This window comes from Burkholderia sp. L-4 (assembly GCF_056856535.1).
Genome location: NZ_JBXEOX010000002.1, coordinates 1511931 through 1525096, shown reverse-complemented (window position 1 = coordinate 1525096; position 13166 = coordinate 1511931). Strand labels below are relative to the sequence as shown.

The following is a 13166-nucleotide window of genomic DNA, read 5'->3' as shown; positions in this document are numbered from 1 at the left end:
GTTACGCGCCAGACGGATCAGGCGCTCAGGTATTCATGCACGGCCGCATAACCGCGGCCGTAGCCGCGCGCCTTCGGCGGCACGCCGTTGAAGATCCCGCCTTCCAGGTCGACACCCGCGGTGCGCAGGCGCTTGATCGCATCGGCGATCTCGCCTTCGGTATGCATGCCCGAGCGCAGCACGAGGAACGTCGAGCCGGCCATGCGGCCGATGATGGTCGCGTCGGTCACCGCCAGCACCGGCGGCGAATCGATCAGCACGACGTCGTAGCGCTTGCCGAGCCCTTCGAGGTATTGCGGCAGGCGCGACGACATCAGCAGCTCCGACGGGTTCGGCGGACGCGTGCCGGCCGCGATGAACGACAGGCCCTGCACCGGCGTTTCGCGCACGGCATCCTCGAGCGGCGCCTGGTCGCTCAGCAACTCGGACAGGCCCGGCTGCGCGGTCAGGCCGAAATAGCGGTCGAGCAGGCCGCGGCGCATGTCGGCGTCGATCAGCAGCACGCGCTTGCCCGAATGGGCGAGCAGCACCGCGAGGTTGACCGTCAGGAAACTCTTGCCGATGCCCGGCGTCGGGCCCGTCAGCACGATCACGCGGTTCTTCGCGTCCATCATCGCGAACTGCATCGCGGTGCGCAGGCTGCGCAGGCTCTCGACGCTGAGATCCTTCGGACGCAGGCTCGCGAGGATCGGCCGCGCGCGGCCGCCGCCCTTCTCGGCCGCCGCGTCGAGCTTCACCTGCTCGGCGCTTTGCGGCACCAGCCCGTACAGCGGCAGGTTGAACGTGCGCTCGATGCGGTCCGGATCCTCGATGCCCTGGAACAGGTTGCGGCGCAGGAACACCACGCCCGTGCCGAGGATCAGGCCCAGGAACACGGCCGCCGACAGGATCAGCACCTTCTTCGGCTTGACCGGATCGCCCGGACGCAGCGCCGAATCGACGAGGTGGATGTTGCCGCCCGTGCCGGCCTTCTGCACCGACAGTTCCTGCACGCGGTTCAGCAGCAGCACGTAGATGTCCTCGGCGACCTTCGCGTCGCGCTGGAGCTGGACGGCCTTCACTTCGGTGGCCGGCAGGCTGCGGAAGCGGTTGCTGAACTTGTCCTTCTCGCCCTGCAGTTCCGCGAGCTGCTGCTTGGCCGCGATCACCATCGGGTGCGAATCGGTGAAGCGCTGCGCGAGCGACGCGAGCTGCAGGCGCTGCGCGGCGATCTGCTGTTCGTACTGCACGCTGCCTTCGAGGTAGACCTTCGCCTCGTCGCTCGCGTTGATCGAGCCCGACGTGCGCTGGTACTGCGTCAGCGCGGCTTCCGCGCGTTCGAGGTCGGCCTTCAGGCGCGGTTCCTCGCCCTTCAGGAAGTCGAGCATCTTGGTCGCCTCGGCCTGCTTCGCGACCACGTGCTGGTTCAGGTACGACTGCGCGAGCGCGTTCGCGATCGCGGCGGTCTGGTCCGGGTCCTTGCCTTCGAGCGAGATCTGCACGACGCCCGTCTGCTTGCCCTGCTCGGTCACCTGGATGCCGGCCTGGAAGCCGCTGATGGCGTCGAGATCGTTGTAGCGGACCACCGTGAACTGCGTGCCGGGGCGCGCGACGAGCTTCTGCACGAGCAGCGTCACGCCACCGCCCTGCGCCGCTTCGCCGACATGGCCCGACAGCAGCCGCGTCCCGTTCGGGTCGACCAGCGAATAGGTGCCGTCCGGGCCGGCCGTCAGCGTCAGCTTCTTGCCTTCGAGCGCCGGCACGACGCTGATCGAATCGACGTCGGCGACTTCGCCGCCCCACGCATACGACTTCAGGCCGAGCCACGGCCGCGACGGCACGCCCGCCGTCGCGAGGCGCGCGGCGAGGCTGCCGATCACCGGCAGCGTCTTCGGCGCGATCGAGAAATTCAGCTTGAACTGATCGACCACCGGCGCGACGACGCCGCGGCTCTTGATGATCTCGATTTCCGCATCGGTCTGCGCCTGCTGCGGACCGGTGTTGATCGTCGCGCCGGTCTGCGTCTGCGTGAGCGCCTGCGACGTGTTGTCGTTGCTCTCGACCCGCACGTGGACGTCGGCCTGGTACACCGGCTTCGCCACGTAGCAGTAGAGGCCGGCGAGCGCGACGACCGTCACCGCGATGCCGAGCAGCAGCCAGATGTCGTCCATGATCACCTGGAGCAACTGGCCGAGGACGACGTCCTCTTCCTCGGTTTTCACGGACAGATCCGCGTAGGAGTGTTTCGCTTGCGTGTTCACCATTCGTTCCCGCTTGAGTGGTGCCGGGGCGGAGGCGCCGCCCCGGCGGGCTATCAGCGCGTGATTTGCCGCATGTAGAAGATCGTCTGGATCGTCGGCAGCACCTGCTGCAGCACACGGTTGAACTGCACCGAGCTGGCCGTGCTGACGTAGACGACGTCGAGCGGTTGAAGCGGGAAGCGGCTCGACAGCATCAGCGCATCGGGTTGCGTCATGTCGAGACGGAACACTTCGGGCTTCGTCGGGTTGTCGCGCATCCCGCGCATCACGTAGATCTTGCGCGGGTTCGCGTCGGTGTCGAGGATGCCGCCGCCCGCGGTCAGCGCGTCGGCGATGGTCAGCCGGCCCTTGAGCATCGGCACCGTGACCGGCGTCTTGACCTCGCCCATGATGAACACACGGCTGTCGCTGCGGTCCGGCACGTTGATGATGTCGCCCGCCTGCAGCATCACGTTCTTGTTGACTTCGCCGCGATCGAGCACGCCGTTCGCGTCGAGCGTGTAGAGCTTGCCGTCGCGGGTCAGGCGCACGCGCTGCAGGTCGGCCTCGTTGGTCGAGCCGCCCGAGCGCGAGATCGCGTCGACGAGCGTCAGCGGCACGTCGCTCATCGCGAGCGGGCCCGGCTGCTTCACCTCGCCCGTCACCTGCACCTTCTGGCTGCGGAACGACAGCACGCGCACGTCGAGCTGCGGATTCTTCACGTAGCGCGACAGGCCGGACGCCATCTCGTCGCGGATCTGCGCGACGGTCTTGCCCGCCACGCGCACGCGGCCGACGAACGGGAAGAAGATCGTGCCGTCGGCGCCCACCGTCTGGCCATACGGATCGGCCTGGCCCGGCAGCGCGGTCGTATACGGCTGCTGCAGCGCGCCCGCGACCGATTGCGTCGTGTTGCCGCCGCTCGAGAACGACTGGCCCTGCGGCGTCGTCAGCTCGGGGTGGTCCCACACGGTGACGCCGAGGATGTCCTGCGGGCCCACGCGATAGGTGTACTGCGACGGGTCGGTGTAACGTCCCGGCGGCAGCGGATGGTCGACCTGCGCCTTCTGCAGCTGGTCCATCACCACTTTGGCGTCGATGTAATGCACCGGATAGGTTTCGGCGGCTTGCTGCCGGCCTTCGTCCTTCAGGTTCGACGAGTCGAGGTAGTTGCCGGGAGCGGTTGCACAGGCCGACAGGAAAGTCGTCAGCGCGACGGCAAGCGCCACCGGGCGCATCGGGCGTTTCAGCATAGTTTCTGTAGCCATCCTTGAACCAGACGTTCGATCAGTGAGTAGCTCTCGCGGTAGTCGGCCTCGGGACCGCCGTGCGGGTCGGCAATCTCGGCCCCTTCCCACTTGCCGAGCAGGTGGACCTTGCCGCGCGCGAACGGATCGACCGATTCGACGGCCGCGATCTGTCCGCGCTCGCTGACGAGAATCAGGTCGGCGTCGCGCACCAGCCGGCGCGACAGCCGCCGCGAGCGGTGGGTCGTCGCATCGACGCCCCGCTCGGCGAGCAGTTGCCGCATCACCGGATCGATGCCGTCGCCGTCATTCGCGTGCACGCCGGCCGAGTGAAAGGTCGGGCGCGGGCCGCCGCGCGACGCGGCGTGCGACTTGAACAGCATTTCCGCTGCCGGGCTGCGGCAGACGTTCGCGTGGCAGACGATCAGGATGTTCCGGAACATGGCGCCTCGTAACGAGTGACGGGAAACGGGTTACGCACTCGCGCGCGCGGCGCCGGGCACGCGGGCGGCGACGGCCTGGCGCGAGCCCGGCCGGCCGATCGGGTGGTACTCGATGCCCTGCTCGCTCATCGTCTCCGGCTCGTACAGGTTGCGGCCGTCGAAGATCACCGGCGCTTTCCACAGGCGGCCGAGCGCGACGAAGTCGGGGCTCTTGAAGATCTTCCATTCGGTGACGATCACGAGCGCGTCGGCGTCGCGCGCGGCCTGCGCCTCGTCGTCGACGAAGGTCAGGCGCGCCAGCCAGCTCGGGTGATCGGCGAGATCGAGCGCGATCACGCGGCGCGCTTCCTGCTGCGCGACCGGGTCGTACGCGGCGATGCGCGCACCGCGCGACAGCAGCTCGGCGATCAGCTCGCGGCTCGGCGCTTCGCGCATGTCGTCGGTGTTCGGCTTGAACGCCAGGCCCCAGATCGCGAACGTGCGGCCCGTCAGGTCCTCGCCGAAACGCGCGACGATCTTGTCGGCGAGCACGCGCTTTTGCGTCGCGTTGACCGACGACACGGCCTTCAGGATCTGCAGCGCCTGCCCGTGCTCGTCGGCCGTGCGGATCAGCGCCTCGACGTCCTTCGGGAAGCACGAGCCGCCGTAGCCGCAGCCGGCATACAGGAAGTGATAGCCGATGCGCGGATCGGAGCCGATCCCGCGGCGCACGGCCTCGATGTCCGCGCCGAAGCGGTCCGCGAGGTTCGCCAGCTCGTTCATGAACGAGATGCGCGTCGCGAGCATCGCGTTGGCCGCGTACTTCGTGAACTCGGCCGAGCGCACGTCCATGTACAGCGTGCGTTCGTGGTTGCGGTTGAACGGCGCGTACAGCTTCTTCATCAGTTCGCGGGCGCGCTCGCCCGGCACGTCGTCGTCGCAGCCGATCACGATGCGGTCCGGACGCGTGAAATCGTCGACGGCCGCGCCTTCCTTCAGGAATTCCGGATTCGACACGACCGAGAACATCTGGTCGCCGCCGCGCTTCGCGAGCTCCTCGGCAACCGCCGCGCGCACGCGCTCGGCCGTGCCGACCGGCACCGTCGACTTGTCGACGATCACCTTGAAGCCCGTCATGTAGCGGCCGATGTTGCGCGCGGCCGCGAGCACGTACTGCAGGTCCGCCGAGCCGTCCTCGTCGGGCGGCGTGCCGACGGCGATGAACTGCACATCGCCGTGCGCGACCGCGGCCTCGACGTCGGTCGAGAAGCGCAGGCGGCCGGCCGCGCGGTTGCGCGCGATGACTTCCTTCAGGCCCGGTTCGTGGATCGGCACGCCGCCGTTGTTCAGGACGTCGATCTTTGCCTGGTCGACGTCGAGACAGAACACGTCGTGCCCGATGTCGGCGAGACAGGCGCCGGTGACAAGACCTACGTAACCGCTGCCGATGATAGTCAGATTCATGATGTGTCGGACCTCGTGACCAATGATTCGAAATTCGTAAAACCGGAACGCCTGCGCGGCGCGTCAGTACGCGTTGCTGCCGGTAAAGCCTTTCCAGAGCGTCAGCACGACGATCTTGATGTCGAGCCAGAACGACCAGTTCTGCATGTAGTACAGATCGAGCTTCACGCGCCCCATCATCTTCTCGATCTGGTCGGTCTCGCCGCGATAGCCGTTGATCTGCGCCCACCCGGTGATGCCCGGCTTGATCCGGTAGCGGAACATGTAGCCCTTGACCAGATCCTTGTAGATGTCGTCGTGCGCGAGCGCATGCGGGCGCGGGCCGACGACCGACATCTCGCCCTTCAGCACGTTGATGAACTGCGGCAGCTCGTCGAGGCTCGTGCGGCGCAGGAACCGGCCGACCGGCGTCACGCGCGTGTCGTTCTTCGTCGCCTGCGTGACTTGCCCGGCCACTTCCTGATGCACCTTCATCGAGCGAAACTTGTAGATCTCGAACTCGTGCCCGTCGATGCCCTTGCGCTTCTGGCGAAAGAACACCGGCCCGCGCGACGTCAGCTTGATCAGGGCCGCGATCAGCACCATCACCGGCGCGAGCGCCGTGAGCGCCGCCAGCGCGAACAGCCGGTCGAACACGAACTTCGGCAGGATCCGCACGTCGGTGATCGGCGACGCCGCGAGGTTGATCGCCGGCACGCCGAGCACCTCGACCACTTCCTGGTTGAAGAACGACAGCGTGCGCACGTCCGGGATGAAGCGGATATTCACGAAGTCGTGGCGGAACACCGTCACGATCTGGTGAATCCGGCGCTCCTCCGTGATCGGCAGCGTGAGCCACAGCTCGCTGATCGCGCGGCTGCGCACCAGCCACACCAGCGATTCGAACTGCCGCTCGATGCGCACGTCGTCGAGCGCGACTTCGCCCGGCGCCTCGCTTTCGTCGTACACGCACACCGGGTTGAAACCGGCTTCCGGCCGCGCCCGCATCTGCGCGATCAGCCGCCGCGCCGCCGGCGTACCGCCGACGATCGCGACCGCCTTCAGGTTGTAGCCGCCGCGACGCAGCTGCCGCAGCACGACGTGCACGCACGTCTTCGAGCCGGCGAGCAGCGCCATCGTCACGAGCGCCCAGTAGCCGAGCCACAGCCGCGACAGTTCGCCCGACTGGTGAAAGCTGAAGCTCATCAGGATGCCCGCGAGCTCGACCACGAGCCACGCGAACGCGACCCGGCCCACCAGCCCGACGAGACGCTTGCCGCGCCACGACTGGTAAATGCCGATGGCCGGAAAGAACACGACGACGAGCAGGCAGTCGAACAGCACCGTCGTGCGCTGCAGGTCGTTGAGCCAGATACTGCCGTCGTGCAGCGCGGCGGCGATCAGCGCCCCCGCTACGACCATCGCGATATCGATGACTCTCGCCAGCACGCTCAACATGTCCGCTTCCTCTTTGAACAGGCGTTTGCCGAACAGCTCCTCGTGCGACCCGTGCCGCACCTTCGATTCAAACGTTGCATGACGCTATTGAAGCGACAAGAAAATCCCCCCTCAAGCGCACAAGTATTTCGAAAAATAATCGGAAATTCTTGCCGCTAACTTTTTGAATTAATTCGGCACGTTTTCCCGAATCGATCTGAAATCGAGAATTTTTCGGAAACTTTACGTTCGGCTCAATCCCTTTACAGGCAAGCGCCAGCCGCCGGCACACGGAATTATTTTTTATTTTTTTATTTGCATCCGATGCTAGCGCGGAAAATTTTTCCAGATGAATGCCCGATGAATATCAGGCAATGGGCCCGGTTTTATTGTCGATTTACTTCATGCTACAACGACAGGCACTGACTTCAACCGTGGAGAGTGCCATCATGAATGCTCCGGCCGTGGCAGCCGAAACGCGCCATGCTTCTTCCGCCGCCCCCGCCGCCGGCACGCGCCTCGCGGTGCAACCGGTGATTCTTGCCGGCGGCTCCGGCACACGCCTGTGGCCGATGTCGCGCGAACGTTTTCCGAAACAGCTGATCGGCCTGCTCGGCGATCATTCGCTGCTGCAGTCGACCGCCCTGCGCCTCGACGGCCTCGCGGCCGACCATCCGCTGAACGACGACGTGCTGATCGTGTGCGGCGAGGATCACCGCTTCACGACCGCCGAACAGCTGCGCCTGACGGCCAAGCGCGCGACGATCATGCTCGAGCCGCTCGGCCGCGACACCGCGCCCGCGCTCACGCTGGCCGCGCTGCGGCTCGTCGCCGGCGGCAACGATGCGGTGATGACGGTGATGCCGGCCGACCACGCGGTCGCCGACCTGCCGCGCTTTCATGCAGCGGTCGCGGCCGGCGTGCACTGCGCCGCGCAAGGCAAGATCGCGACGATGGGCATCGTGCCGAAGCACGCGGAGACCGGCTACGGCTACATCCGCGTGGGCGCGCCGCTCGGCGACGCCGCGACCGGCAGCCTCGACGTGCGCCGCCTCGACCGTTTCGTCGAGAAGCCGCACCTCGAACTCGCCCAGCAGTACGTCGCATCGGGCGAATACTGGTGGAACAGCGGGATCTTCATCGTGCGCGCGTCGGTCTGGCTGAAGGCGATCCGCCAGCTCGAGCCGGCGATCTACGCCGCGTGCGAAACGGCCGTCGCCCAGGGCAAGGACGACGGCGATTTCTTCCGTGTCGATCGCGAGGCGTTCGCCGCGTCGCCGTCGAACTCGATCGACTACGCGGTGATGGAGCCGCTCGCGAGCCTGCCGCAACTGTGCGAAAGCGTGGTCGTGCCGCTCGACGCCGGCTGGTCGGACGTCGGGTCGTGGGACGCGATCTGGCAGATCTCGCCGAAGGACGATGCGCAGAACGTCGGCCGCGGCCATGTGCTGTTCGAAGGCGCCGAATCGACTTTCGCGCATTCGGAAAGCCGGCTCGTCGCCTGCGTCGGCACGCACAACCTCGTCGTCGTCGAAACGCCCGACGCGGTGCTCGTCGCGGACAAGTCGCGCGTGCAGGACGTGAAGAAAATCGTCGGCCGCATCAAGGCGCAGCGCGGCGCGGAAGCCACCGATCACCGCAAGGTGCATCGCCCGTGGGGCCACTACGACTCGGTCGACATGGGCGAGCGCTTCCAGGTGAAACGCATCGTCGTGAAGCCGGGCGCGCAACTGTCGCTGCAGATGCATCACCACCGCGCCGAACACTGGATCGTCGTGCGCGGCACCGCGCGCATCACGCGCGGCGACGAAACGTTCCTGCTGTCCGAAAACGAATCGACCTACATCCCGCTCGGCGTCTCGCACCGCCTGGAGAACCCGGGCAAGATGCCGCTCGAACTGATCGAAGTGCAATCGGGCGCGTATCTCGGCGAGGACGACATCGTCCGCTTCGACGATACCTACGGCCGCCAGTGATGCATCAAACGCCCGGGGCGCCGCTTCGACGGCGGCGCCCCGGGGGCCAGGCCCGTTCACACCGACAACGGTCTCGCGAACGTACCCGGGCAGGCACGCGCGGGCGTCGTGGCACACGACGGCCCGCGCCTCGCATCGGCACCGCGATCAGCCGACGCGGTACGCGTACTCGCGACGTTCCGACTGCACCGGATCGTTGCGGCTTTCGGTCAGCGCACCGGTATGACGCTCGGCGATGAAGCGCTTGATGTCGGACTCCGCACGCGACAGCGCCGACAGACCGGCCAGCACCTCGCTTTGCGGCGCGCGCGCCGGCTCGTCGCTCGCGCCGTGGCGATCGATCCACTGGCGCGCCCAGTCGAGCGCGTACTGCTCGGCTTCCTCGGCGTCGGTAAAGCGCGGGCCGATCAGGCCCGAGCGTTCCACGCGCCGGTCGTCCTGCGAGATCTCGGCCCACGCGCGATACATCAGGTTCTGCACCGGCTGCGCGGTGCCGCTGATCGTATAGCCGCGATACGAGTCGACTTGCGGTTCGGCCGCGGCGAAGCTCGCCGACGACACATGCGCATGACGCAACTCCGTCGACGGCGCGCCGGGCACCACGAACGATGCGTCGGACCGGTCGATCACCGCATCGTCCTGCCTCGCGCTGACCGACGCGCCTTCGCCCTCCCAAACGTTTGCCTGAGCGACCGGCAATTGCCACGACTCGGGGTTTTGCCAGAACACGCCGCGCAAGCGATCGTTGTCGGGCACGGATTCCACACGGCGCGCGGGAACCACAGGCACCGGCGGCGGCGGAATATACGCGAACGTGCGCCCGCTGAACTGGGTCAGCACGTCGATCATCTGCAGCAGCGTGCCGTTCGCAAGCCACTCCTCGTAGCGGCGTCGGCACGTCGGCCCGGACGGATAGCGGCCGGGCAGCTTGGACCAGGCTTCACCGGTCGTCAGGATCCAGAGCACCGCATTGGCGACGACGCGCGGTTCGGCACGCGGACGCCCGCGACGATTCAGCCGGATGGGTTCATCGGCGATCAGCGTTGAAAGACGAAACCACTCTTCATCGTTAAGCTCATCGAAGAACATAGTAGATCTCTCCACGCAGCCAGGCCGGGCTGCGATTGGCGGCGCCATTGCGACACTTCGCGTCGCGGGGGCGGCCAGGTTGCACATTATGGTTATCCGGTGTTGTGCATGCCGGCTCGGCACCGCACTTTTACGGTGCCGTGATTCCCGGCAATGGCGCACAAATCACGGTCTCACTCCAATGTGGGAATTTTTGTGCACGAAGCATACCATCCTCAGGGTTTATCTCAATATGACAATGACTTAATGTTACGCACTGAAACAACCTGCCATTGATGCGCAATCCATTTACGCTTGAATTTTTTTGCGAGATCTTTATGCCCGTCGCTGCAAAGGCCCGCCTGGCGGGGCTCTACAGGGTATGAAGAATGGCTTGAAATAACCGGTTACAGGCTGGTCCGACCCTTGCCGGCAACAATCGCCGGAACTGCTGCCTAAAATCGGTAAATCATGGGAAAATTCGTAACAAGAGATTCACGAATCGGTAAATCATTCAATTTCCGTTCGCCGTGATTATCTTCGTACACAATCTTGATATTGTTTCTCTGCGAGTGATGAAAGGGCGGTGACGCGCGATGCACGGTATGTCTCCACGTGCAAATTCGTGACGCGTGTTACATCTTCGCGGCGACAGCCGGGCGGCCCCCTGTTTCGGGTCGGAACGGAACGGCGGAAACCGGGCGCGTGGGACGCGCGGCGCTCGGTCAGCGCAGGTCGCCGGCCAGCGATGCGGTCACGTCCGCGTCGATGCGCTGCGGCGGCATCGTATAGGCAGGATGATCGCAGCCGATCGACAGCGCTGCCCCGCCCTTGAGCGCCGCGCGCATCGGCGCGTCGAGTTCGAAACGCACGAAGTGCACGGCCGACGTCTTCTCGGCGGTGTCGCGCTCGAGATCCTCGTCGGCGATCGCGTAGACGCTCGCATGCCCGTCGACCCGCACGTACACGCGATCCTCGACGCCGATCAGCCGCGCGAGCGCCGCGCGCCGCTCGGCCTCGTGCTCGTATTCGATCTGCATCGTCGCCTTCAGGTTGGTGCCGTCGGGTATCAGCGACAGATACGCGTCCAGCTCGCCTTCGATGCCTGCCTCGTCGAAGATCTTCTCGATGTGCAGCATCTCCTGGATCTGATAGCGGATCGTCGTCTCGTCCTCGAACAGGAAGCGCAGATGGTTGCCGAGCGCCACCGCGCGGCGGCGCTTGTACGCGACGAGCCGCGCGTGTTCGGTCCGGCGGATCTTCGCGTACGCCTCGAGCGTCAGCAGGGAGTCGCGGGTCAGCGTCATGAGAGGTCCTCGAGGATGGCGGGCGTCGTCAGACGCCGTAGGCGCGGCGCAGCAGCGTGAGCGGATGCGCGAGCGGCGCGGACGGCAGCCCCTTCTCGTCGATGCCCTGCACGATGTGATGGCCGGCCAGCGCGCAGTCGGACGACACGACGTCCGGCCGCGGCTCGGCCATCGCCTTGAACACGGGTGCGCCGATCCGCATCGCGTCCGCATGGAATTCCTTCTTCACGCCGAACGTGCCCGCATGCCCCGAGCAACGCTCGACGACGTTCACGCGCGTATCGGGCACGAGCGACAGCGCGTCGGCGGTCTTGCGGCCGATGTTCTGCACGCGCGCATGGCACGGCACGTGATACGACACGGTGCCGAGGCCGGTCTTGAAATCGGTCTTCAGCAGCCCGTCGCGATGGCGCGCGATCACGTATTCGAACGGATCCCAGAACGCATTGGCCACCGCGCGCACCGCGTCGTCGCCGGGGAACATCAGCGGCAGCTCGCTCTTGTACATCAGCACGCAGCTCGGAATCGCGCCGATCAGCGCGTAGCCTTCGCGCGCATAGCGTTCGAGCACCGGGATGTTCGCGGCCTTCTTCGCGGCCACGCCCGCGAGGTTGCCCTGCTCGAGCAGCGGCATGCCGCAGCAGGCTTCGCGCGCGACGAGTTCGTACGGGATGTCGTTATGCGCGAGGATCGCGAGCAGATCGTGGCCGATGCCCGGTTCGTTGAAATTCACGTAGCACGTCGCGTAGATCGCGACCTTGCCGGGCGTGCGTTCACCGTCGCGCACGGGCGGGTTGCCGGAGCGCTGCGCGGCGCGCCGGAACTTGCACGGCGCGAACTCCGGCAGCCATGCGTCGCGATCGACGCCGAGCGCCGCTTCGAGCGCGTGGCGGGCGGGCGGCGTGCGGTTCACCGCGTTGACGGCCTGCGTGACGATCGGAATGCCCGCGAAATGACCGAGCGCATCGGTATTCGACAGCACCTTGTCGCGCAACGCCACTTCGCCGCGCCGGTAGCGCGCGGCCTTGCCGCGCAGCATCAGGTGCGGGAAGTCGACGTTCCATGCGTGCGGCGGCACGTACGGGCATTTCGTCATGTAGCAGAGGTCGCACAAATAACACTGGTCGACGACCTTGCCGAACGCTGCCTTCGGCACTTCCTCGATGTCGCCCATCGGCGTGTCGTCGACCAGGTCGAACAGCGCCGGAAACGCGCCGCACAGCGACACGCAACGCCGGCACCCGGCGCAGATGTCGAACACGCGCGTCATTTCCGCATCGATCGCGGCCTGGTCGTAGAACGCATCGGACTGCCAGTCGAGCGGATGCCGGGTCGGGGCTTCGAGACTGCCTTCCTTGTGGGGCATGGGGCGCTCCAGCGTGGCGCGCATGCGCGCGAGCGCGCCGCCCGCGCGCGGCGGGCAGCGATGAACGAACGGCCGGCCGCATGCCGGACGCGCGGCGATGCCGTGCGGCCCGCGGCGGCCCGTCAGTCGACGAGACTGTCCAGCGCCTTCGTATAGCGGTTCGCGTGGCTGCGTTCGGCTTTCGCCAGCGTTTCGAACCAGTTCGCGATTTCGTCGAAGCCTTCGTCCCGCGCGGTCTTCGCCATGCCCGGATACATGTCGGTGTATTCGTGCGTCTCGCCGGCGATCGCCGATTCGAGATTCAGCCGCGACGAACCGAACGGCAAGCCCGTGGCCGGATCGCCGACCGCTTCCAGGTATTCGAGATGGCCGTGCGCATGGCCCGTTTCGCCTTCGGCGGTCGAGCGGAACAGCGCGGCGACGTCGTTCTGCCCTTCGACGTCGGCCTTCGAAGCGAAATACAGATAGCGCCGGTTCGCCTGCGATTCACCCGCGAATGCGGCCTTCAGGTTCTCTTCGGTTTTGCTGCCCTTGAGTTGAGCCATTTGCGCCTCCGTTCGAGTCGGCGCGGCCGCGTGCGAAGCCGGGCCGATGAAGTATGTGGGGAACGATGCGTGTGCCGGGGCGCGCACATCGTGCTCTTCAATCTAGGCGCTCGCGTTCGCATCCCCCAATAGGCTT

At 66.3% G+C, this 13166-nt stretch carries 10 protein-coding genes; 1 reads left to right on the top strand and 9 read right to left on the bottom strand.

The window, feature by feature from the left end; all coding sequences use genetic code 11:
- Positions 1 to 17: 17 nt before the first annotated feature.
- The 5 genes from AC1VVG_RS23785 to AC1VVG_RS23765 all read right to left on the bottom strand — a co-directional run bounded on the left by AC1VVG_RS23785 (position 18) and on the right by AC1VVG_RS23765 (position 6789).
- Positions 18 to 2243, bottom strand: a complete 2226-nt coding sequence (locus AC1VVG_RS23785) for a polysaccharide biosynthesis tyrosine autokinase (RefSeq protein WP_034185698.1) — start codon at positions 2241 to 2243, stop codon at positions 18 to 20.
- 50 nt (positions 2244 to 2293) lie between these two features.
- A complete protein-coding gene (locus tag AC1VVG_RS23780; RefSeq protein WP_034185697.1) occupies positions 2294 to 3472 on the bottom strand; it encodes a polysaccharide biosynthesis/export family protein in 1179 nt (392 codons plus the stop codon).
- Positions 3466 to 3909, bottom strand: a complete 444-nt coding sequence (locus AC1VVG_RS23775; RefSeq protein WP_034185696.1) for a low molecular weight protein-tyrosine-phosphatase — start codon at positions 3907 to 3909, stop codon at positions 3466 to 3468. The genes AC1VVG_RS23780 and AC1VVG_RS23775 overlap by 7 nt, the downstream gene beginning before the upstream one ends.
- 30 nt (positions 3910 to 3939) lie before the next feature.
- Complete coding sequence (locus AC1VVG_RS23770; RefSeq protein ID WP_059558449.1) at positions 3940 to 5352, bottom strand: UDP-glucose dehydrogenase family protein; 1413 nt, start codon at positions 5350 to 5352, stop codon at positions 3940 to 3942.
- A gap of 63 nt (positions 5353 to 5415) precedes the next feature.
- Positions 5416 to 6789, bottom strand: coding sequence for an undecaprenyl-phosphate glucose phosphotransferase (locus tag AC1VVG_RS23765; protein WP_034185967.1), 1374 nt, complete (start codon positions 6787 to 6789; stop codon positions 5416 to 5418).
- A gap of 428 nt (positions 6790 to 7217) precedes the next feature.
- Here AC1VVG_RS23765 and AC1VVG_RS23760 point away from each other — a divergent pair, with 428 nt between their 5' ends.
- Positions 7218 to 8744: a mannose-1-phosphate guanylyltransferase/mannose-6-phosphate isomerase gene (locus AC1VVG_RS23760; protein WP_124609068.1), complete on the top strand. Its 1527-nt coding sequence runs from the start codon at positions 7218 to 7220 to the stop codon at positions 8742 to 8744.
- A gap of 147 nt (positions 8745 to 8891) precedes the next feature.
- Here the strand turns inward: AC1VVG_RS23760 and AC1VVG_RS23755 are convergent, their stop codons facing one another.
- The 4 genes from AC1VVG_RS23755 to AC1VVG_RS23740 all read right to left on the bottom strand — a co-directional run bounded on the left by AC1VVG_RS23755 (position 8892) and on the right by AC1VVG_RS23740 (position 13030).
- The gene (locus tag AC1VVG_RS23755; protein WP_034185693.1) at positions 8892 to 9833 is read right to left on the bottom strand and encodes a DUF6566 family protein; all 942 of its coding nucleotides are present in this window, start codon (positions 9831 to 9833) and stop codon (positions 8892 to 8894) included.
- Between the two features lie 704 nt (positions 9834 to 10537).
- Complete coding sequence (locus tag AC1VVG_RS23750; RefSeq protein WP_482836430.1) at positions 10538 to 11119, bottom strand: DUF3501 family protein; 582 nt, start codon at positions 11117 to 11119, stop codon at positions 10538 to 10540.
- Positions 11120 to 11147: 28 nt separating this feature from the next.
- A complete protein-coding gene (locus tag AC1VVG_RS23745) occupies positions 11148 to 12485 on the bottom strand; it encodes a heterodisulfide reductase-related iron-sulfur binding cluster (RefSeq protein ID WP_482836429.1) in 1338 nt (445 codons plus the stop codon).
- A gap of 122 nt (positions 12486 to 12607) precedes the next feature.
- Complete coding sequence (locus AC1VVG_RS23740; protein ID WP_006497294.1) at positions 12608 to 13030, bottom strand: rubrerythrin family protein; 423 nt, start codon at positions 13028 to 13030, stop codon at positions 12608 to 12610.
- Between the last annotated feature and the right edge of the window lie 136 nt (positions 13031 to 13166).